General features: G+C 57.5%; 24 protein-coding genes. 9 read left to right on the top strand and 15 right to left on the bottom strand.

Features of this window, described 5'->3' with window-relative positions:
• Position 1: 1 nt before the first annotated feature.
• Genes K3728_00690 through rho form a run of 6 tightly spaced genes read right to left on the bottom strand, consistent with a single transcriptional unit; the run spans position 2 to position 6753 of the window.
• Positions 2-904, bottom strand: a complete 903-nt coding sequence (locus tag K3728_00690) for a ParB/RepB/Spo0J family partition protein (protein ID UWQ97398.1) — start codon at positions 902-904, stop codon at positions 2-4.
• Positions 904-1683 (bottom strand): AAA family ATPase, encoded by a 780-nt coding sequence (locus K3728_00685; protein ID UWQ95797.1) that lies wholly within the window; start codon positions 1681-1683, stop codon positions 904-906. Before K3728_00685 ends, K3728_00690 begins: the two co-directional genes overlap by 1 nt.
• Positions 1674-2318, bottom strand: a complete 645-nt coding sequence (gene rsmG, locus K3728_00680) for a 16S rRNA (guanine(527)-N(7))-methyltransferase RsmG (GenBank protein ID UWQ95796.1) — start codon at positions 2316-2318, stop codon at positions 1674-1676. The genes K3728_00685 and rsmG overlap by 10 nt, the downstream gene beginning before the upstream one ends.
• Entirely contained in the window at positions 2315-4189 is a 1875-nt protein-coding gene (gene mnmG / locus K3728_00675; protein ID UWQ95795.1) for a tRNA uridine-5-carboxymethylaminomethyl(34) synthesis enzyme MnmG, read from the bottom strand. Before mnmG ends, rsmG begins: the two co-directional genes overlap by 4 nt.
• Positions 4190-4191: 2 nt before the next feature.
• Positions 4192-5472, bottom strand: coding sequence for a tRNA uridine-5-carboxymethylaminomethyl(34) synthesis GTPase MnmE (gene mnmE, locus K3728_00670; protein ID UWQ95794.1), 1281 nt, complete (start codon positions 5470-5472; stop codon positions 4192-4194).
• Positions 5473-5481: 9 nt separating this feature from the next.
• Positions 5482-6753 carry a transcription termination factor Rho gene (gene rho, locus K3728_00665; GenBank protein ID UWQ95793.1) on the bottom strand — a complete coding sequence of 424 codons (1272 nt, stop codon included), beginning with the start codon at positions 6751-6753 and terminating at the stop codon, positions 5482-5484.
• A gap of 538 nt (positions 6754-7291) precedes the next feature.
• On the opposite strand from rho, the gene K3728_00660 reads away from it, so the two are divergent.
• From K3728_00660 to dnaQ, 4 genes are read left to right on the top strand one after another with little or no spacing between them, the layout of a single operon-like run.
• Complete coding sequence (locus K3728_00660; GenBank protein UWQ95792.1) at positions 7292-7888, top strand: Maf family protein; 597 nt, start codon at positions 7292-7294, stop codon at positions 7886-7888.
• A complete protein-coding gene (locus K3728_00655) occupies positions 7885-8721 on the top strand; it encodes a shikimate dehydrogenase (GenBank protein ID UWQ95791.1) in 837 nt (278 codons plus the stop codon). Before K3728_00660 ends, K3728_00655 begins: the two co-directional genes overlap by 4 nt.
• On the top strand, positions 8718-9302 hold the full coding sequence (coaE, locus tag K3728_00650; protein ID UWQ95790.1) for a dephospho-CoA kinase: 585 nt from the start codon (positions 8718-8720) through the stop codon (positions 9300-9302). Before K3728_00655 ends, coaE begins: the two co-directional genes overlap by 4 nt.
• A gap of 3 nt (positions 9303-9305) precedes the next feature.
• Complete coding sequence (gene dnaQ / locus K3728_00645; protein UWQ95789.1) at positions 9306-10004, top strand: DNA polymerase III subunit epsilon; 699 nt, start codon at positions 9306-9308, stop codon at positions 10002-10004.
• A gap of 13 nt (positions 10005-10017) precedes the next feature.
• Here the strand turns inward: dnaQ and secB are convergent, their stop codons facing one another.
• Positions 10018-10533 carry a protein-export chaperone SecB gene (gene secB, locus K3728_00640; GenBank protein UWQ95788.1) on the bottom strand — a complete coding sequence of 172 codons (516 nt, stop codon included), beginning with the start codon at positions 10531-10533 and terminating at the stop codon, positions 10018-10020.
• A 55-nt stretch (positions 10534-10588) separates the two neighbouring features.
• A complete protein-coding gene (locus K3728_00635) occupies positions 10589-11053 on the bottom strand; it encodes an FxsA family protein (GenBank protein UWQ95787.1) in 465 nt (154 codons plus the stop codon).
• A 154-nt stretch (positions 11054-11207) separates the two neighbouring features.
• Between K3728_00635 and K3728_00630 the strand changes: the two genes are divergently transcribed.
• From K3728_00630 to K3728_00620, 3 genes are read left to right on the top strand one after another with little or no spacing between them, the layout of a single operon-like run.
• Positions 11208-11858 (top strand): Tim44/TimA family putative adaptor protein, encoded by a 651-nt coding sequence (locus tag K3728_00630; protein ID UWQ95786.1) that lies wholly within the window; start codon positions 11208-11210, stop codon positions 11856-11858.
• A 3-nt stretch (positions 11859-11861) separates the two neighbouring features.
• Positions 11862-12878 carry an MltA domain-containing protein gene (locus K3728_00625; GenBank protein UWQ95785.1) on the top strand — a complete coding sequence of 339 codons (1017 nt, stop codon included), beginning with the start codon at positions 11862-11864 and terminating at the stop codon, positions 12876-12878.
• Positions 12879-12881: 3 nt separating this feature from the next.
• Positions 12882-13493, top strand: coding sequence for a Smr/MutS family protein (locus tag K3728_00620; GenBank protein UWQ95784.1), 612 nt, complete (start codon positions 12882-12884; stop codon positions 13491-13493).
• Here K3728_00620 and K3728_00615 read toward each other — a convergent pair.
• The 5 genes from K3728_00615 to idi all read right to left on the bottom strand — a co-directional run bounded on the left by K3728_00615 (position 13490) and on the right by idi (position 18195).
• On the bottom strand, positions 13490-14611 hold the full coding sequence (locus K3728_00615; protein ID UWQ95783.1) for an alpha/beta fold hydrolase: 1122 nt from the start codon (positions 14609-14611) through the stop codon (positions 13490-13492). The genes K3728_00620 and K3728_00615 overlap by 4 nt on opposite strands.
• A gap of 22 nt (positions 14612-14633) precedes the next feature.
• A complete protein-coding gene (hslU, locus tag K3728_00610) occupies positions 14634-15950 on the bottom strand; it encodes an ATP-dependent protease ATPase subunit HslU (protein UWQ95782.1) in 1317 nt (438 codons plus the stop codon).
• On the bottom strand, positions 15947-17023 hold the full coding sequence (locus tag K3728_00605; GenBank protein UWQ95781.1) for a hypothetical protein: 1077 nt from the start codon (positions 17021-17023) through the stop codon (positions 15947-15949). Before K3728_00605 ends, hslU begins: the two co-directional genes overlap by 4 nt.
• On the bottom strand, positions 17020-17577 hold the full coding sequence (hslV, locus tag K3728_00600; GenBank protein ID UWQ95780.1) for an ATP-dependent protease subunit HslV: 558 nt from the start codon (positions 17575-17577) through the stop codon (positions 17020-17022). Before hslV ends, K3728_00605 begins: the two co-directional genes overlap by 4 nt.
• Before the next feature lie 96 nt (positions 17578-17673).
• Positions 17674-18195, bottom strand: coding sequence for an isopentenyl-diphosphate Delta-isomerase (gene idi, locus K3728_00595; protein ID UWQ95779.1), 522 nt, complete (start codon positions 18193-18195; stop codon positions 17674-17676).
• 259 nt (positions 18196-18454) lie between these two features.
• On the opposite strand from idi, the gene K3728_00590 reads away from it, so the two are divergent.
• Positions 18455-18898, top strand: coding sequence for a cytochrome C (locus tag K3728_00590; protein UWQ95778.1), 444 nt, complete (start codon positions 18455-18457; stop codon positions 18896-18898).
• A 72-nt stretch (positions 18899-18970) separates the two neighbouring features.
• Here the strand turns inward: K3728_00590 and K3728_00585 are convergent, their stop codons facing one another.
• Together K3728_00585 and mnmD are read right to left on the bottom strand one after the other, a co-directional pair.
• Complete coding sequence (locus K3728_00585) at positions 18971-19840, bottom strand: DMT family transporter (GenBank protein UWQ95777.1); 870 nt, start codon at positions 19838-19840, stop codon at positions 18971-18973.
• Complete coding sequence (gene mnmD / locus K3728_00580; protein UWQ95776.1) at positions 19837-20493, bottom strand: tRNA (5-methylaminomethyl-2-thiouridine)(34)-methyltransferase MnmD; 657 nt, start codon at positions 20491-20493, stop codon at positions 19837-19839. Before mnmD ends, K3728_00585 begins: the two co-directional genes overlap by 4 nt.
• Positions 20494-20547: 54 nt before the next feature.
• Between mnmD and K3728_00575 the strand changes: the two genes are divergently transcribed.
• On the top strand, positions 20548-21579 hold the full coding sequence (locus K3728_00575) for an FAD-binding oxidoreductase (GenBank protein ID UWQ95775.1): 1032 nt from the start codon (positions 20548-20550) through the stop codon (positions 21577-21579).
• Positions 21580-21608 lie beyond the last annotated feature (29 nt).

Below are 21608 nucleotides of genomic sequence, written 5' to 3'. Positions count from 1 at the left end.
TCTAGTTCGTATTCAACAGACGCAGTAGATCATCAAGCTGCTGTAAGTCTTTGTATTTAATAGATAATTTTCCGCCGCCCGCATCTGTATCATGGTCAATCACGACACCCATGCCGAGAATTCTGGAAAGGTCGCTTTCTAGAATTCGGGTATCGGCGTCCTTCGTCTTTGTACGGGACTTAGGCTTGGATGCTGAGCCCTTAGGTGGGGCCTTGGCGGCTTTCTCAACATCCCGAACGGACAGGCCTTCTTTAGCCGCGCGGCGGGCCAGAGCCAGAGGGTCATCGGCTGTAATTAGAGCGCGGGCATGCCCGGCTGACAATTGACCGTCTTGCAACATAGTTTGAATTTCATCGGGCAGTTGAAGTAAGCGCATCGTGTTGGCCAGATGGCTGCGGCTTTTGCCCATCGCAGTCGCCAATTGCTCCTGCGTGTGGCCGAATTTCTCCATCAACTGACGGTAACCTTGCGCTTCTTCGACGGCATTCAGGTCCGCACGCTGAATATTCTCGATAATTGCGACTTCGAGGACTTCTGTGTCGTCGAGCTCACGCACAATTGCCGGGAGATTATGCACTTGCGCGATCTGAGAGGCGCGCCAGCGACGTTCCCCAGCGACGATTTGAAAGCGAGATGGGTCAGAAGGATCAGGTCGTAGGATCAGGGGCTGGATAATGCCCTTTTCGCGAATTGACGCGGCGAGTTCCTCTAGCGCTGATTGCGAAAACTTCCGGCGCGGCTGATCTGGATTAGGGCTAATCTGCTCCACCGGAATCAGGCGTTCACCACGATGTGGGCCACCGGGTTGATCGCCGGAGGGTGCCGCAGAGGCGCTGGGTTCGATATCTGCCATTAGGGCGGAAAGACCCCGACCAAGACCGCGTTTGTCTGAACCTCGGGCCATCATGCCGTCTCCGTTCTTGGGGTGCCGCGCTCGACCAGCTCGCTCGCGAGATCAATGTAGGCCAACGCACCTTTGGATGTTGGGTCGTAAGCAATGACCGGCAACGCGAAGGATGGCGCCTCGCTGAGACGCACGTTGCGCGGGATCATCGTTTTGAAAACAAGATCGCCCAAATTGGACCGGGCGTCATCTTCGACCTGGCGACTCAGGCGGTTTCGAGCATCGTGCATTGTCAGGACGATGCCATCAATCCTTAGGGACGGATTCGCGGTTTCGCGGACCTCTCGGACCGTCAACATGAGTTGCGAAAGCCCTTCCAGCGCAAAGAACTCCGCTTGAAGCGGCACGAGGATGGAGTGCGAAGCAACTAGCGCATTCAAGGTCAGAAGGCTCAGGGACGGCGGACAATCAATGAGGACGAAATCGTACTTGGCATTGGATTGGCTGAGGGCGTCTTTCAGAAGAAATACCCGGTTGTCGCGTTGCCCAAGTTCTACATCAGTAGAACTGAGGTCTGTCGTTGCAGGGGCAATCGAAAGATTTTCGATTTCTGTCTGTTGTGCTACATCCTCCAACGCGGCGCCGTCGATCAGGATGTCATAGGTCGTGCGTGTGCGTTTGGAAGCGTCGATCCCCAATCCAGTCGAGGCATTCCCTTGCGGGTCGAGGTCGATAATCAGGACCGAAAGCCCTGCTTGGGCAAGTGCCGCGGCTAGATTGATGGCTGTGGTCGTTTTGCCCACCCCACCCTTCTGATTCGTGATCGAAATTACCCGCATACTGCTTCTTTTCTTGAACTTTGGGGCGCAAACCTAAGGACCACAGCGTCTGGATCTGTTTTGCTTGCAACAGCTTCTACCTTGGATTGCCAATCTTGTGGGACCAATTCAAGCTCAGACTTGTAAGAACTTCCTTTAGGGAAAAGAAGGCACGTCGACGGCGTGATATGCGGCAAAGCGTGTTCGATAAGAGCGGCCAAGTTACTTAGGGCTCGGGCGGAGATGACATCAGCCGATTGTTTGGGAATGTCTGCAATCCGGCGGGTAAGAATGTTCACCCTCACGTCCATTTTTCGGGCGGCCTCACGCATGAAGCCACATTTGCGGATATCGCTCTCCACAAGAGTTACTTTTAGGTCCGGCCGTGCGTCCTTCGCCATTGCCGCCACGACCAAGCCCGGGAAGCCGCCACCCGATCCTAGGTCCAACCAATTGACCGCGTTCTCAGGCGCAAGTTCAAAAATCTGCGCGGAATCAACGAAGTGCCGCTCCCAAGCGGTCTGCAATGTAGACGGCGCGACGAGGTTGATTGTTTTTTGCCATTGAAGCAAGAGACCGTGGAATATGCTCAACCGCTCCATTGTTTCACGTGAAACAATGCTCGCGATGTATCGCTGTGCTTCATCATCAGTCATGCTGAAAGCCGGCCAATTTGATGTAGCTTGGTTAGAATTAGAGCCAACGCAGCCGGAGTCATCCCGTCAATTCGCCCTGCCTGCGCCAAGGATTTGGGCCGAACCCGCATCAGTTTCGTCCGTAGCTCATTGGAGAGGCCCACGACGGTGCTGTAGGGGAAATCTACTGGAATTGCTTTATCTTCATCTCGCTTAAGTGACTCCGCATCCCTATTCTGCCGGTCGATATAGACTGCATAGGTTGCCTCGATCTCTAGCTGCGAAGAAATATCCGAGCCCATCGCAGAGAGCTCGGGATGCATTTTGCACAAGTCTTCCATAGAGACTTTCGGATAAGCCAAGAGCTCCATTCCATTGCGCCGCCTACCATCTTGATTGACGTTAATGCCCGCAGAAACAGCCTGCATTGGGGTAATTTGCATCGACAAGAGAGACGACTTCGCCTTGGAGAGAGCCTCCATCTTCGTGACGAAGCGAGTTGTCCGATCTTCCGTTAGTATACCGAGAGCATCCGCCATAGGCGTGAGCCGTTGGTCCGCATTATCAGCACGAAGTGAAAGTCTGTATTCCGCGCGGGACGTGAACATCCGATAGGGCTCGGACACACCGCGCGTCACAAGATCGTCGATCAAAACGCCGATGTAGGATTCGCGGCGACTAAAGTGGACCGACGGACGATCCGTCGCCCGAAACGCCGCATTCAATCCCGCAACAAGCCCCTGTGCCGCTGCTTCTTCATATCCCGTTGTCCCATTGATCTGGCCAGCGAGGAAAAGGCCAGGATGATCCTGAAGCTCCAACTGGTCATTCAAACAGGTCGGATCGATGTAATCATACTCGATCGCGTAGCCCGGTTGAAGCACCTCGGCGCTTTCTAACCCCTTGATAGAATGCACATAATCCAATTGAACATCAACTGGAAGAGACGTCGAAATACCGTTTGGATAGATGACATCGGTTGTCAAACCTTCCGGCTCGAGAAAAATCTGATGCGATGATTTATCAGCAAAACGGACGATTTTATCTTCAATCGACGGGCAATAGCGTGGGCCGACTCCCTCAATGTGACCGCCATACATAGCGGACCGTTCCAGATTCTTTTCAATTATCTCGTGGGTGCGTTCGTTGGTATGGGTGATGCCACATGCAACTTGCTGCGCCTGGACGCGGGTCGTCAGAAAGGAAAAGAACGCAGGGTCATCATCGGCGGGCTGAGTCTCCAACTCGCTCCAATCAATCGACTTAGCCGACAAACGGGGTGGTGTACCGGTTTTCAATCGTCCAAGCGGTAGGGCCATTCCGGCAAGACGCTCGGCTAGTTTGATTGCTGGGTTTGCACCGAAACGACCACCGGATTGCGTTTGGTCACCGATATGAATGACCCCTCGCAGAAAAGTGCCCGTCGTTAGAACAACCGAACTGGCCAACAATTCCTGACCGTTCGTCATAATCACACCGGCAATGCGACCGTTCCGCTCAATAAGATCGGAAACTTCGCCTTCAATTACTTCAAGAAGCTCAACACCGCTCATGTGAGCTTGAATCGCGGTCTTGTATAGCTCTCGGTCGGATTGCGTCCGTGGTCCCTGAACAGCAGCCCCCTTCTTCCGGTTCAACAGCCGGTACTGAATCCCCGAAGCATCAGCTGCACGACCCATAACGCCACCAAGAGCGTCAATCTCTCGGACCAAGTGCCCCTTGCCAAGTCCCCCAATTGCCGGGTTGCACGACATCACCCCAAGATCATCCCGGCGCAGGGTAATCAACGCTGTACGCGCACCTGCCCGACAGGCTGCATCCGCCGCCTCCACACCAGCATGGCCACCGCCAACAACAACAACATCAAATTCCGGATGTTTCACGTGAAACACTCCTATTTCCCGATACAAAACCGAGAGAAAATTTCACCCAAGAGGTTCTCTACATCCACCCGCCCGATCACTGAGTCAAGCGATCGCAACGCTTCTCGTGTATGTTCAGCGGCAAGTTCCAGCTCACCCGTCACATCCAAGACCTCTCGCGCTGCCGCCAGAGCATCACGCCCACGCGCGATCCCCCCCCGTTGTCGTTCTGTTATGACCGACCGCACAGTGCTCATCCGATCTGAAAGAACACGTTCTACATCGTCAATTAATCCCACGATCCCCTCACCCGTCACGCCAGAAATCCCAACACCGTTGTTCAGGTCACTTTTCGCCACGTATCGAAAATCAATCAATTCCTCTAGGGCATCGACGGGTTCCCAATCATCCGTCTCCAAGAGAATCCGCAGGTCAGCTTCCCTTGCCCGTGCGATAGCCCGCTCGACGCCGATCCGTTCAACCGTATCGCCCGTTTCACGCAATCCGGCGGTGTCCAAGAAGGTCACAGGCAGACCATTGATATCCAACCGCGCTTCAAGAACATCCCGAGTCGTCCCAGCCACATCGGACGTAATCGCAACATCGCGTCCTGCTAACGCATTCAAAAGAGTAGACTTTCCCGCGTTCGGCGCACCAAGAATAGCCACCTCAAAACCATCCCTTAGACGCTCTGCCACGACCGTACCCGCGATTTCAGCGCTAAAATCGTCCATAAGATCGTTCAGAAGGACCATGACCTCTGGCACTACGTCCACCGGAACATCTTCGTCCACGAAATCGATCGACACCTCCAGCAACGCGGCAATGCGGATCAACGTGTTCCGCCATGCTTCGGTTTTTTCTGACAATCCGCCTTGAAAACTCGCCTGCGCCACTTTGCGTTGTGCTTCGGTCTCGGCGTCGATCAATCGCCCAAGACCTTCAACCTGGGTCAGGTCCAGCGTATCATTCAAAAGCGCACGTTGGGTAAATTCCCCGGCTTCGGCCAGCCGCGCCATTCCAGTTTCCTGAATAGCGGCCTCTACAGCGCGCACGACCGCAACACTCCCGTGCAGCTGCAACTCAATAATATCTTCACCGGTAAAACTGGCAGGGCCTTTGAAGGCGAGAACAAGCCCCTGATCCAGAACCTCACCTGCCCCAGACAGGACGTTTCTCAACACGAAACGTCCCGCTTCTGGCAAGTCTCCCACCAATTTTCGCGCCACATCAAACGCGTCAGGACCCGAGATCCTGATTACCGCAACACCCGCTTTCCCCCGGGCCGTTGCCAGAGCGAAAATCGTCTGCATGCCGGTTCCTTAGGTGTTCATCGAGTCAAAGAACTCTGAGTTGGTCTTCGTCTGTTTCAACTTGGAAATCAGGAACTCAATCGCATCCGTCGTCCCCATTGGGTTCAAAATACGCCGCAGAACAAAGGTCTTCTGCAAGTCACCCTTATCGACCAACAGGTCTTCCTTCCGCGTCCCGGATTTAAGGATATCCATCGCCGGATACACGCGCTTGTCTGCAATCTTGCGATCCAGAACGATTTCGCTGTTACCGGTGCCTTTGAATTCCTCGAAGATAACCTCATCCATCCGGCTGCCAGTATCGATCAGTGCGGTCGCGATGATCGTCAACGACCCACCCTCTTCAATATTCCGCGCCGCACCGAAGAAACGCTTTGGCCGTTGCAGAGCGTTGGCATCCACACCACCTGTCAGAACCTTACCGGAAGACGGCACAACCGTGTTGAACGCGCGACCCAGTCGCGTGATCGAATCGAGCAAGATCACAACGTCCCGCTTGTGCTCTACCAAGCGCTTTGCCTTCTCAATCACCATCTCAGACACGGCAACGTGGCGCGTCGCAGGCTCATCAAAGGTCGAGGAAATCACCTCCCCCTTCACCGAACGTTGCATGTCCGTCACCTCTTCCGGCCGCTCGTCGATCAGCAAGACGATCAAATAGCATTCGGGGTGATTGGTCTCGATCGAATGGGCGATATTCTGCAACAAAACCGTCTTACCGGTCCGCGGCGGGGCCACGATCAAGCTCCGCTGGCCCTTACCGATCGGAGACACCAAATCAATGATCCGCGCAGAGCGATCTTTGATCGTCGGGTCTTCGATCTCCATATTCATCCGCTCGTCCGGATAAAGCGGCGTCAGGTTATCAAACGCAACCTTGTGCTTCGCCTTCTCAGGCTCTTCAAAGTTGATCTGTGTAACGTTGACCAAGCAGAAATAGCGCTCGTTCTCTTTCGGCGCAGACATAACACCTTCAACGGTATCACCGGTACGCAACGAGTGCTGGCGGATCATGTCCGGTGACACATAGATATCATCAGGACCAGCCAGGTAGTTCGCCTCGGGGCTCCGCAAGAAACCAAAACCGTCCTGCAAAACTTCCAACACACCGTCGCCGGAAATCTCCCAACCTTCTTCCGCGCGTTCGCGGAGGATCTCAAACATCATATCCCCCTTCCGCATGGTAGAGGCGTTCTCGATCTCAAGCTCTTCTGCCATGGGCAAAAGATCTTTAGCGGCTTTCGCTTTCAGGTCAGCAAGACGAAGCGTTTCAACTGTCATGGAAATTTCCAACGTGCATGTGCCTTGGCGCTAACGCCTAAGCACTCGTGTCTTCTATGTAAGATGCCGTAGCCCCGGACGGGGTACGAGATTGGAGATAGGTCCATCTCTCAGCTCTGTCAACTCAGCCTCTTTCGGCCTCCTAACTATAATAAAGAAAGAAAATGAAGTTTTCTTGTAGTTGGTAGTAGGACCGTTAGCATCTCGAAGAACTCACTTCTGCGCAGGTTATCCACAAAGATAGCTGTCCTGAACTGATCTTGGACAAGTTGGGTGTGAATAACCCGTATACAGGTTTAATCGTTATAGATTAGTATGTTACGAGTTTTCCTCAAAATAAAAAGGGTGGAAATTCCTGTGGATAGATGTGAATAAGCCGCTCACGTCAGAATTATCCAAGAACAGATACTCCCCGGGTAAAACCCTTTGGCCTTTTCTTCAGAACTCGGGCAGTTTGGGGGCAGTCTGAAAAACCCGCTCGCTTACGAACACACCCTCCCATCTTGATCCCAAAGAATTCCAAAGAATTATCCACAACATGTCGCGCCTTATTCTCGCCTCCGCCTCCAGTTCCCGGCAGTCCATGCTCCAGAATGCGGGCATTTCCTTCGAATCAGTGCCGGTACGCATCGACGAAGACGCCATTCGCCAATCCCTTGAGGCAGAAGATGCCTCCCCCCGTGATATTGCTGATGCCTTGGCGGAGTTCAAAGCCCGGAAGGGGGCAGAGAAGAAGCCAGACGACATAGTATTAGGATCAGACCAAATCCTTGCACTAAAAGGGAAAATTTATTCCAAACCCGCGGATAAGGCTGAGGCAGCTGAACATCTTCGCACCCTCTCTGGACAAACCCATCACCTATATTCAGCCGCTGTCATCTATGAAGGGGCCAAACCTATCTGGCGCACTGTAGGCTCTGCGCGCCTGTCCATGCACGACCTTTCTGACGCCGATATTGACCGATACCTCGACAAAGCCTGGCCCGAGGTTTCGGGCTGCGTCGGCGCCTATCAGGCCGAGGCTTTGGGCGGCCAACTCTTTTCGCGAATTGACGGAGATTGGTTTTCCGTCCTCGGCCTCCCCCTGCTACAGTTGATTTCTTACCTTCGGACGCGTGGGATGCTTACGTCATGACAAAAGAAATGATCCCCCTCGCCGGCGTGATCGGTGACCCAATCGCTCACTCCCTGTCGCCGCGCCTGCACGGCCACTGGCTGAAGCGCTATGATCTGCGCGGGCACTACATTCCCTTGCATGTGAACCATGTCGATCTACCAGACGTCCTGCGGACCCTGCCCCGGATGGGGTTTGTCGGTGTAAATGTCACCCTGCCCCATAAAGAGTTGGTGCTTTCTCTCGCAGATAGCGTGACGGACCGCGCTGCCCTGATCGGGGCAGCAAACACGCTGACCTTCACGGCAAACGGGCAAATTCAGGCCGACAATACAGATGGCATGGGGTTCCTTTCGAACATCCGCCAGACCTTGCCGAATTGGTCCGCTGCTAACGGGCCGGCGCTGGTATTGGGCTCAGGTGGTGCGGCGAAGGCCATTGTGTCGGCGCTGGTCTCGGACGGCGCACCTGTCGTCCATGTAGCCAACCGTACCCGCGCCCGGGCGGACGCGTTGAAAGATCAGTTCGGGGCCCGCGTGTCCCCTCAGGATTGGACAAGCATCCCCGACCTCATCGGCGATGCCGCCTTGATCGTGAATACAACGTCACTGGGAATGTCAGGCCAAGCGCCGCTGACCCTCGATCTGTCACGTCTCTCCCCGGCCACGGTAGTGAACGATATCGTCTACACCCCGCTAGAGACTGATCTGTTGAAAGAGGCCGCCGCCCGAGGCTGCACAACCGTCGATGGGCTTGGCATGCTCCTCCATCAGGCGGTGCCGGGGTTTGAGCGCTGGTTCAGCTACACGCCAATGGTTGATGATGACCTTCGTCAGGCTGTTTTGCAGGGATGAGCATTGTTCTCGGCTTAACTGGTTCAATCGGGATGGGCAAAAGCACCACCGCCAAGATGTTCCGTGATCTTGGCGTTCCGGTCTGGGATGCCGATGCGACCGTTCATAAGCTCTATGGCGTGGGTGGCGCGGCGGTAGAGCCCATCGCGGCGCTACTGCCCCATGCCATCGTAGACGGTGCCGTTGATCGTGGCGTTCTTCGCGCTGAGATTGCCAAAGATTCGACCCTATTGCAGCGGATAGAGACGATTGTTCACCCCCTGGTAGGAGACGATCGTGCAGCTTTTCGGGCGCAACATGCCGATGCTCCGCTGATCGTGTTCGATATCCCGCTTCTGTTTGAAACCGGGGGAGATGCGCAATGCGATGCCACGTTGGTTGTCACCACCAGCCCGCATGAACAGCGCCGCCGGGTGCTGGCCCGTGGCACGAGTGAGGAAACCCTGAACGACCTTCTGTCCCGGCAAATGCCTGATACGCAAAAGCGGGACCGAGCGACCTATGTGATCCACACGGATACGCTGGACGGAACCCGCGAAGACGTGGCACATCTGGTTTCGCAACTGACCCAAGGCACATGATTGATGCGTGAGATCGTCCTCGATACGGAAACCACTGGCCTTAACCCCTACGATGACCCCCGTCACCGAATTGTCGAGATTGGGGCCGTGGAGGTGTTCAACCAGGTCGCGACCGGAAAAACCTATCACCAGTATATCCAGCCCGAACGCGACATGCCGAAAGAGGCGTTTGAAGTGCACGGCATTGGCGAAGATTTCCTGGCCGACAAGCCTGTTTTCGCGGCAATCGCGCAGGATTTTCTGGATTTCGTGGGCGATTCCCAGATGGTCATTCACAACGCTGAATTCGATATGCGTTTCCTGAATGCCGAGCTTGAGTGGGCGGGGAAACCAACGCTGCCCAATAGCCAAGCTCTTGATACGCTGAAAATCGCCCGCAAGAAATTCCCCGGCTCGCCCGCGTCTTTGGATGCGCTGTGCCGTCGGTTCGGCATTGATAACTCCGCCCGTGAAAAGCACGGCGCGTTGCTTGACTCCGAGATTCTAGCCGATGTGTATCTGGAACTGACAGGCGGCAAACAGCCGGATTTTGCCCTGTCGCAGACCAAATCCAACAACGCTAAGCAGGAGGAGGATGCCAATTGGCGTCCGAGACCACGCCCAAACGCCCTGCCTTCACGTCTGACGGATGAAGAAAAGGCCGCTCACGCGGCCTTTGTCGAAGCTTTGGGAAAAGACACGATCTGGTCGCGCCTTTCCTGATCTCAGCTAAAGCTTACGCTGTGCCTTGGGGCTGCTGCGCTTGACGCGCGGCAAGCTGCTGGCGGTAAAGCGCCACGAAATCAATCTGATCAAGGTTCAGTGGTGGATAACCACCGTCACGCGACACGTCCGAGATGATGCGGCGCACGAAGGGGAACAGCATCCGAGGGCATTCGATCATCAGGAACGGGTGCAATTGCTGCTCGGCAATGTTTTCAATCAGGAAAACGCCGCCATACTCAAGCTCGATCAGGAAAATCGCCTTGGGCTCATCTTCCTTGGTCTTGCTCTCGACCTTCAGCTTCATGATGACGTCGTACTGGTTTTCCGTCGTCCGCTTGCGGGCGTCCAGCGCCACCTGCACCTGAATGTCAGGCTGGCCTTGGGCTACAACGCCGTTTTGCACAGCTGCATTTTCAAACGACAGATCGCGGATGAATTGGCCCAGGATTTGCATCTTGGGAAGTTGCGCGGCAGGCTCAGCTGCTGCGCCTGCGGTTGCGTCGCCGTTAGCAGAGGCGTCGGACATAGGGTCTCTCCTTAATTCGAGGTCGGAGGTGCTTTAGCAGGCCCGTCGCCCGGCCTCAATCCCTGCGCCAGCCCGAGGGGCCAGAGGGGTGCTCGGGATCATCAGCAGTAAAGGTGCCTTCGATGATCGTTTCATCCTGTGGTTGCCAGCCCCGATCCGTATGCACAGTTTGCACATTCACCCGTTCCTTGATCCGTTTCAGCACGAAGCGACGGAACGCGGGCACCAGAAGTGCGAAACCAAGGGCGTCGGTGAAGAAACCCGGCGTCAGCAAGAGCGCGCCGGAAAACAGGATCATCGCGCCATGTGCCAAAGGCTCGGTCGGGTCGCGGAGGTCGTTGAAGCTGTTCTGCAACTGCGCAAGGGCCTGCGCCCCCTGGCTCTTAACCAATGCCGTCCCGGCGATGGCCGTCAGCAGCACAATTGCCAGGGTCGGCCAAAGGCCAAGCCAGCCACCGACTTGGATGAACAGACCAATCTCGATCAGCGGAACCGCGATGAATACAAAAAACAGCCACATTATCTTAACGCCTTTTCAGCCTTCACGCGGCCCTTTCACCGCAAACCGTGTAAACCGCACCCATGCACCTCGGCGCAATGGACTTGATCCCACCCCTGCCCTACATATGTGGCTGAAGATCAATATTTTAACCCACACACCCAATCGAGGTGACATGAACTCCTCCCTTTTGTCCTTGTTGGTGCTGGCTGGCATCGCAGTTTTTCTGATTTTGCGCCTACGTTCTGTGTTGGGCTCTCGGGATGGGTTTGAAAAACCGCCCGCCCCCGCTGGCACCCGTGTCCGGCGAGAGTTTGAGGTCATCGAAGGTGGCCCCGACGAAGACATTACCGATCACGTCGAAGATGGCACCGATAGCGCCAAGGCACTGGCGGCGATGAAGATGGCAGAGCCCGGCTTCCGCGTAGGTGAATTCCTCGGCGGCGCACGGCAGGCCTATGAGATGATCTTGATGGCCTTTGAAAGCGGCGACGTGGAAGGGCTGCGCCCGTTCCTTGCCCCCGATGTGCTGGAAACGTTTGAACAAGTCATCAACCAGCGCAACGAACAAGGCCTGAAGATCGAGGCAGAGTTCATCGGCGTGCGCGAAATCACCCTGCAAGGTGCCACCTTTGACCGGGCTACCAGTGTTGGCGAAATCACCGTGCGTTTCGTGAGTGAGCTGACAAGCGTTGTGCGCAACGCCGAGGGTGAGATCATCGAAGGCGACAGCACGGCGATCAAGCGCCAGCGCGATGTGTGGACATTCGCCCGCTCTATGGGGTCTGATGATCCGAACTGGGCCTTGGTGGCCACCGACGGATGACCGATGAGACGGCTCGCAAGTGTCATTGCCTTTCTGATGATGGCGAGCATCGCCGTGGCGGATGAGCCTGTGCAGCTTCTTGATTTTGACGACCTGAATGGATGGGCCACGGACGATCACGCCGCGGCCCTTTCGGTTTTCCGAAACACCTGTATGGATCTTGAGGGCTCGGATTGGGCGGCGCTGTGCAATGTGGCGGAAACCGCCCCTGATGCCCGCACCTTCTTCGAGCTGTTCTTTCGCCCCGTTTTGATTGGTGGCGAAAGCCCGGCGCTATTCACGGGTTATTACGAGCCGGAACTCAGCGGTTCACGTACCCGCACCAGCCGTTACCGCTTCCCGGTCTACCGGATGCCGCCCGAGGTCACGGGCCAATGGCTATCGCGTGAGCAGATCGAGGATACCCGCGTGTTGGAAGGCCGAGGGCTGGAGATCGCCTGGGTGGATGACCCGGTGGAGCTGTTCTTTCTGCAAATCCAAGGCTCTGGCAGGATAAGCCTTGCGGGCGGCGGAGCCATTCGGGTGGGTTACGGCGGACGCAATGGCCATGAATACCGCTCCATCGGACGGGAACTCGTGCGGCGCGGCGTGTACCAGCCCCATCAGGTCAGCGCACAGGTGATCCAATCATGGGTACGGCGCAACCCGTCACAGGGGCGCGATCTGTTGCACCATAACCCCAGCTACGTTTTCTTCCGAGAGGTCGACATCACCGACCCGAACCTCGGCCCCCTTGGGGCGATGAACCGCAACATTACGCCCCATCGCTCTATCGCGGTGGACCCGGATTTCACCCCTCTCGGCGCCCCTGTCTGGATCGAGAAAGAGGGCAACGACCCGATCAACCGCCTGATGATTGCCCAAGATACCGGTGGCGCCATCCAAGGCGCGCAGCGTGCGGATATCTTTTTTGGATATGGCGATGAGGCCGGAGAAGCCGCTGGCGTGATCCGCGACCCAGGCCGCATGATGGTGCTTTTGCCGATCGAGCGGGCGCATCAGTTGATCCCGGACGCTTAAGCAATGGTGCGGCGCAGCAAGAGAGGCATGTCGGAGGACGACAAAGCCCTATGGGACCGGGTCGCAGCCACGGCAACGCCGATGGACCGCAGCGGCGCGCCAAAGATCACCGAAGACGCACCCGTTAAGAAACCCGCGCCGATCCGGCCACAGCCAAGCACCACCGCCGAGCGACTGCCCGCGTTCCGCGTGGGTGAGAAGTCTTCGTTCAGCAAAGGCACGGTCAATCACGTCCCGAGCCTTTCGGCGCAACTGGCCCATGCCCCCGTCCGCATGGATCACGGCACCCATAAACGCATGACGCGCGGCAAGCTAAAGCCCGAGGGCCGCATCGACCTTCATGGTATGACCTTGGCCGAGGCGCACCCCGCCTTGATCAGTTTCATCTTCCATTCTCACGAGATGAACCGGCGTTTGGTTCTGGTGATTACAGGTAAAGGCAAAGACCGTGACAGCGGCGGGCCGATCCCGATCCGACGCGGGATATTGAAGCATCAGATACCCAATTGGCTGACCTCTCCGCCTCTTGGTGCGATGATCCTTGATATCCGAGAGGCCCATCAACGCCACGGCGGCGGTGGAGCTTATTACGTCTACCTCAAACGGCGGCGCTAGTTCTGGTTCACGGGCGTAAGTAACACCTGCGTCGCGTTCTGGATCGTCAGGATTGTGCCGGGCAATAGGCCGGTTTGCTGGGTCGTGTCCTGCTCAAACGCGCTGTTAAGCTGGGCCACCTCTCGCAAGATCTGCACCACGGCGGGCGAGGTAGCCCCGGCAAAATGGTTCAACGGATCACGCACACCGCCCGCGAAGGCGCTCACGTCGATCAAGGTCACTTCAAAATCCGCAAGGTCTTCAGGGTTCGACAGGTTGCCAACCCGTTCTCTCAGCCCGGTAATTCGGGCCGAGACCGTTAGCGCTCTGTCCCGTTGAGAGGTGAAGATAACAAAGGGCTGTGGCAAGGTGCCAATTCGCGCCGCTTGCCCCCGAAACACGTCCACGTCGATATCGGGAGAGAACAAGATCACGCCGTTGATCCGGTTCAACACGGTGTCTTGGCCGCCGATGCGAAGTTGGCGAAGAACCTCCATCACCACACCGGACCCAAGCGAATGGGCGGTCAGGACGATATCCAGACCCGCGGCGACGATCTCACGAAGTAGCGCCTCCAGCCCATCGCGGGCAAACAGAGCCGAATCCCGGTCATAGGCATAGCCCAAGGGATGTCCGGCGCTGGGCCACGAGTAATGAACGGGAATGCCGGGAATAGCGAAATCGTGGTGGATTTGCGCAGTCCGATAAAGGCCAGTTCCGACGGTGCTGTTGAAGCCGTGGATGAACACCATAACCTCGCGGGACCCGGACCTTTGCGCCTCGGCCTGAAGGGCGGCGCGAAAGGCCTCGGGCGATCGCAAGTGGTTGCCGGCGCTGGCAACAAATTCGGTTTGCAGATCAGGCCCCCGGCGTCGCGGGCGGCCGGGCTCCACGGCCCCGACTTCCCTATCGGGCGGAACGGAAATGTTGAATTGCGTGAACGACAGCAGCTCCTGCCTGTCAGACTGGAACGCGCCATCGCGGAAGACGCGATTGGTGGCCGCAAAGACCGTCTCATTCGTACCAACCGAGGCCGCTTCCGGCACGATCATGATATCGGGCACCGCCCCGCATCCCACCAAAGGCAGGGCAGCAACACCGCACATCAAGGCGCGACGGGTGATCGGGGCGTTCTCCATAGGCCCTGATACCAGCAAGCGCTTACAAAACGTAGCGACTTAAATCGGTGCTGCGCGTTAATTCGCCGAGGTTCTCTTCCACAAAGGCGGCATCTACCTTTACCACGTCGCCGGAACGGTCGGGGGCGGTGAAGCTCAGCTCCTCAAACACCCGCTCCAGCACTGTATAAAGCCTGCGCGCGCCGATATTTTCGATGCTCTCGTTCACTTCGGCCGCGATATGCGCCAGCGCTTTGATCCCGTCTTCGGTGAATTCTACCGTGACTTCTTCGGTTGCCATAAGGGCCGTATATTGGCGCGTCAGGGCGTTGTCGGTTTCCGTCAGGATGCGCACGAAATCATCTTCGGTAAGCGCCCGCAGGTTCACGCGGATCGGCAAGCGGCCCTGTAATTCCGGTAACAAGTCGGACGGCTTTGCAATGTGGAACGCGCCCGAGGCGATGAACAGGATGTGGTCGGTCTTCACTGGACCATGCTTGGTGGAAACGCTTGTGCCTTCGATCAACGGCAGTAGATCGCGCTGCACCCCTTCACGGGACACATCGGCACCGCGGGCATCGGATCGGGCGCAAACCTTGTCGATCTCGTCGATAAACACGATCCCGCTTTGCTCCACCGCCCGCAGAGCCTCTTTCGTGACGGTTTCCGCATCCAGCAGTTTGTCGGCCTCTTCCTCGATCAGCATATCATAGCTGGCGGCCACGGTCAGACGCCGCTTTACGGTGCGCCCGCCCATGCCTTTGAACAGATCGCCCAGGTTCATCATGCCGGGGCCCATGCCCCCCATGCCGCCCGGCTGACCGGGGATTTCAAAGCCACCAAGAGGGTTAGAGGTATCGGCAACCTCAAGCTCAATCACCGTATCGTCCAACTCCCCCGCGCGGAGCTTTTTGCGGAACATCTCGCGGGTTTGATCGCGGGCGCTTTCCCCCGCCAAAGCCTCGATCACGCGGTTTTCGGCGGCATCGTGCGCCTTGGCCTTCACCTCTTCGCGCATGTGCTCGCGGACCATCACTTGCGCGGATTCCACCAGATCGCGGATGATTTGTTCAACATCGCGGCCCACGTAGCCCACTTCGGTGAACTTGGTAGCTTCAACCTTGATGAACGGCGCTTTTGCCAGTTTGGCCAAGCGGCGGCTGATCTCGGTTTTGCCGACGCCTGTGGGTCCGATCATCAGGATGTTCTTTGGGTAGACCTCATCACGCAGGTCATCGCCCAACTGTTTGCGCCGCCAACGGTTACGCAGGGCCACGGCGGTGGCGCGTTTGGCGTCGTTCTGGCCGATGATGAAACGGTCAAGTTCTGACACGATTTCGCGGGGGGTTAGGTCACTCATGATTGAGCCTCCTTTGCTGCCCAAGGGGGCAGACGGGTTTTACCGGGGAAGTTGGGAAGGCCGCGCATGATCGCGCCACGGATACGTTCCCATTGGGCGCCAAGCACTACCATGCCGACCCCAAGAAGCAGGATCACCAGGAAAGCGCCTTCACCTTCAACAACTGAAATGGAGAGCGCCACGACGTAGCCAACGCCCGACACAAGGAAAGAACGGCGGTCAATCACCACGGCAAACAGCGCCATGAAGGCGATGAAGACCAGCAGCATCAGCTTTGCGCCCGCATCCGGGTTTTGGAACAGGCTCAGCGCCACGGTGTTTACGATCGCGGGTGCGGCGATGACGTGCAGCCAAAAGCCCGAGGCGGCCCGCCGCGTCACGCGGTGCGGGTCGCTCATGTCAAAGGCGAGCGCAATGGCAAGGCCCGCGAGGCCAAGAAGGATCGTGATGATCGCAAAAGGGCCATCGGCGGACAGAAGAAACAGGTCATCAATCCCGTCCGGCACCGTGCCGCCAATAGTGACAAGCCCGAAAGTCAGCACCACAACGGACACAGCGATCAGCGCAACGGTGAACGGCACGCGGTAAAGCAGATAGTAGAAAGCCAGCAGCACACCAGAAAGGCCCGCAGCCACCGTCCAACTGGCTTGAAATGTCATGTCCATCATCGCTGCAAAGGACAGGCCGAACTGCACGGCGGAAAGCCCAAACATCACAGCCAGCGCGATAGAGGGGGCCACCATGCGCCGGGTGAGGGTGAAGTAGCGTGCCAGCAGGACCAGCACACCCATCGCCGCGAACGAAAACACCATCCCCAAGACGTAGCCGCTGGTGGTGGTGAAGATCGACAGACCCGTCACGCCCGTCCAGCCCGCGAACAGGATCGAGAGGCCGACGACGATGAAGATCTCGTTGAAGCCTTTAAACAGCTCAAACGGTTCATCAAGGCCGCTCCGCCGCGCCCGCACGCCCTCACGCTCTTCCGCCAGCGCCAGCAGAGAAGCCGCCTGAGCCTCGGACATCAGGCCCGCACCAACAGCGGCGCGGAGGTCATCGCGGGTCACATCGCTCATGCAGAGATCGTTTCTACGGTCAGGTTACCGTTGGTGTAGACGCAGATGTCGGATGCAATCGCCATGGCATCGCGGGCAATCGCTTCGGCGTCTTTGTCGCTGTCGAGCATTCCGCGCGCAGCGGCCAAGGCGTAGTTGCCGCCCGATCCAATCGCAGCAATGCCGTGCTCTGGTTCCAGCACATCGCCCGCGCCGGTGATGATGTACAGCTCGGACCCATCGGTGACGATCAGCATCGCTTCCAGTTTTTGCAGGTACTTATCGGTGCGCCAATCCTTGGCCAGTTCAACGCTGGCCCGCTGCAATTGACCGGGCGTCGCCTCTAGCTTGGCTTCAAGACGCTCCAACAGGGTGAAGGCATCGGCGGTGGAGCCCGCAAACCCGCAAACGACATCGTATCCGCCCGGCGACAAACGCCGCACCTTGCGGGCGCTGCCCTTGATGACCGTCGGCCCAAGGCTGACTTGTCCGTCACCCGCTACAACCACTTTGCCGCCCTTGCGCACGCCAATGATCGTTGTGCCGTGCCAGCCGGGGAATTCATCTTTCGCCATAGGGGCCTCCATCCGTTCAGGCCCTATATGGACAGCGCGATGGCCTCTCGCAACCTATGGGCTAGGTGGGGTTGGCAATTCGGTGGTATTGCCGGGTTAAGTCCGGTCGAAAATCAGGTCCGCATAATCATCCAGGTAAATGCGCAGCCACGGCGTATAGAGTTCCGGCGCGGCGGCGACTTCGGCCTTCAACGTGGCAAGGGGCCGCCAAGCGACATCCATGACCTCATCGGGGTTCATGACTGGTTCTTGACCCAACGTCACTTCGCCCACAAAGATATCCACAACTTCATGCTCAATCAGGCCGCCGCCCACGTCCGCCCGGTATTCCACGGTATCCCGAAACGTTAAGGAAATGCCTTTAATCCCCAGCTCTTCATCCAGCCGCCGAACGGCGCAATCCATGCCGCTTTCGTCCCACTGGGGGTGCGTACAACAGGTATTCGCCCAAAGCCCGGGCGTGTGGTATTTCCCCATCGCCCGCCGTTGCAGTAGCACGTCCCCATCCCTCAGCAGAAACACCGAAACCGCCTTGTGCCGGAGCCCGCGCTGATGCGCCTCCAGTTTTTCCACAGGTTGCAAGGTTCCGTCGATCCAGGTGGGAATGTGAATTTTCATTGGCGTATCGGCTGTTTCAGGGCCCCCAAACGGGGCCGGGTTCTTGTTGCAGCGCCACATGCGCTATTGCGCGTAAATTGACCAGTGGTGCGGGTTTATTTCCGGTCATTTGTGAAAGCGCCCGCGTCGTTTTATCAAAGTTCAAGACCAGGCAGGTATTGGCGAACAGTGGCCCCATGTCGTTATGCCTCACCAAAAGGTGTGAACATTCGTCAAGCAACCTAGTTATACATTCATCAGCTTTAGTAGGAGACGATCAATGAAGCCACTTTCTATCCTAGCCGCCACAGCGACACTCCTTACGACCCCTGTTTTTGCCGATGGCCACGCCACCGGTGACGCCGCCGCCGGAGAGCGTACTTTCCGCCAGTGCATTTCCTGCCACGTTGTTGTGGATGCCGAAGGGGAAACACTCGCCGGGCGTAATGCGCGTACCGGTCCAAACCTTTACGGCATTCATGGTCGGACTATCGGCTCGGTCGAAGACTTCCGCTATTCCGCAGGTCTTGAAGCCCTGATGGACGCAGAAATGACGTGGGACGAAGAATCCTTCGTTGCCTACGTCCAAGACCCAACTGGCTGGATTCGCGAAGCAGCTGGCGACGACAGCCTGCGCGGCGCGATGAGCTTCCGGGTCCGCTCGGAAGAAGACGCGCTGAACCTTTATGCCTACCTTGTATCGCTCGGTAGTTCGGAGGAGTAATTCTTCCCCTGAGATGTACGTGAACAGGGCGGCTCCAGTTCGGGGGCCGCCCTTTTCGTTGCCCATGTGCCGTTAGCCTTCAGCAACCTTCTTTTCGCGCCATAGGGTGAACAACCCGGCGCAAATCACGATGCCCGCCCCGATCATGACGTTGTTCGCCAAGGTTTCGTGAAACACGAACAATCCGATGGCAGAGGCGAAGACCAATTGCAGATAGGCAAAGGGCTGCACCTCGGAGGCTTCGGCAACTTCATAGGTTTTGATCAACAGGAAATGCCCCGTCGCCCCCGTGACGCATAGCGTGGCCATCCAGATCCAGTCGGTCGAAATCATCGGTTCCCAAAACCAGACGCCGATGCAGGTCGAAACGATCGCGCCCATGGTGCCGGTCCAGAAAAAGCTGGTGGCCGCGCGATCTTTGGCGGCGACGTAGCGGGTCAGCAAATTGTAGAGCGCAAACATGAATGCCGCCGTCAAAGGCACCAGCGCGTAGATCGAAAATACGCCGTAGCCCGGTTGCAGAATAACCAAAACGCCCACAAAGCCGATGCCGATTGCCGTCCATCTGCGCCACCCGACTCTTTCGCCCAGAATGGGGCCGGAAAGGGCCGCCACAAGAAGCGGGTAACAAGCAAACATGGCATGAGATTCCACAAGGCCAAGCAAGACAAAACCGCCCACCATCACACAGATCTCGGTTGCTAGAAGGATACCCCGAAACGCTTGTATGAAGGGTTGAGAGGTTTGGGCCGCTGCCCGCACGCCGCCCGCCATGCGCGACGCGATGGTGATGACGAAAGCGGCGAAGAACCAATAGCGGATCATCACGACCATGAAGACGTTGTACTCAGTCGCCAAATGGCGGCTGATCCCGTCTTGAACGGCGAAGACGAAAGTGGTGGCAATCATCAGGTAGATGCCAAGTTTAGGGTTGCTGCTCATCCCAGTTTCCCCCGTGTCATGTGACGTTTCCTGCCAAAACCTGTGACCCGTTCGACGGTGAAGCCAGCCTCTGCCAAAGTTCGGCGAATGCGTCCAGCGGCCGTATATGTGGCAAAGGTGCCGCCCAGAGCGGTGTGTGCGGCGACAGAATGCAGTAGATCATCCTCCCACAGCTCGGGATTTTGCGCCGGAGCGAAGCCATCCAGAAACCATGCATCGGCTCTAAGGGGCAGGGTAGGCAATGTTTCGCGGGCGTCGCCGATGATGACGGATAGCTCAAAATCATCGCCGGTAATCTGCGGCTCAAACGGGTCTTCCAGCAAGATATCCACCGGAAGATCCGGGAAAGGGACAAGGGCGCGGGCGCGATCTTGGGGACTGATAGGAAATGCCTCAAACGAGGTGAAATGCAGCTTGCCCGAAGTGCCCGACTCCCGAAATGCTTGAAGCGTCGCCAGAAAGTTCAGGCCGGTGCCAAACCCAAGTTCTGCCACGTGAAAGCCATCCCGAAACCGCGCGGGCAGGTCGTTGCCACCAAGGTAGACAAACCGGGTTTCCGCCAGGCCGTCGTTAAGGGAATAAAAGGGGTCGGCGAACCGTGTCGAGACCGGAACATTGTCTCGCCATTCGATGTTGTGCTGGTCCTCGATCATGGCGCGTCCTATCCATTCTGCGGCGGACCATCTGCCAAGCCTGACGGAGTTGCAATGACCGAAATCACAGTCAGAGGGGCCGGCATTACCGGGCTGATGTGCGCATGGATGTTGGTGCAACGGGGCGCAAAGGTTCAGGTGGTCGATCCTAATGGCGTGGCGGCGGGCGCGTCCGGTGGCATCGTGGGCGCTTTGGCCCCCCATGTGCCGGAGAACTGGAACCCGAAGAAAGCGATGCAATTCAACGCTTTGGATGGGGCCGAGGCGTTGTGGAAGCGCATCGCAGAAGTCGGCGGCAAGAACCCCGGCTATGGGCGCACGGGGCGGATACAACCGCTTGCCGATGACGCTGCCGTTGCCTTGGCCCGTAAGCGGGAAGGGACGGCTACGGCGCTTTGGGGGGGTCGTTACACGTGGCAGGTCATTCCAGCGCGCGAGGTTTCCGTTGGCATTGAAACGCCCACGGGCCTTGTGATCCACGATACTCTCACCGCGCGAATCCACCCTCGCCAAGCCTGCGCCGCGCTGGCCGCCGCTTTGGCTGTTTCGGGGGTTGAGGTCGTGCCCGAAGCCCCCAAACGCGGGATCGAGGTTTGGGCCACCGGAGCCGCCGACCTGTCCGAGATATCGAAGGCGCACGGCAAGCTGGTCGGCGCGCCGATCAAAGGGCAGGCGGCTTTGCTGAAGGCTGATCTGCGCAATGCCCCGCAGGTGTTTGTGGATGGGTTGCATGTGGTCCCCCATGGTGACGGTACGGTGGCCATCGGCTCCACCACCGAGCGGGAGTTTGACGCAGCCGATACCACCGATATGCAGCTAAATCCCCTTATTAGTGCCGCACAGGCCGCTGTTCCGGTCCTGGCCGATGCACCGGTTATTGCCCGCTGGGCAGGCGTGCGGCCTCGGGCCAAAAGCCGTGCACCGATGGTGGGGCCGCACCCGACGCGGGACGGCGCGTATATCGCAAATGGCGGCTTCAAGATCGGCCTCGCCATGGCCCCGGTGATGGCCGAAATGCTCACATCGCTGATCCTTGATGGCCACGACACGATCCCGCCAGAGTTCCACCCAGACGCAAGCTGTTGACCTTCCCAATGTGTGGGGCAAAGGTCGCC

Source organism: Rhodobacteraceae bacterium M385, from assembly GCA_025141835.1.
GTDB lineage: Bacteria > Pseudomonadota > Alphaproteobacteria > Rhodobacterales > Rhodobacteraceae > Gymnodinialimonas.
The sequence above is the reverse complement of the archived record's forward strand: the minus strand, read 5'-3'. Positions and strand labels throughout refer to the sequence as shown.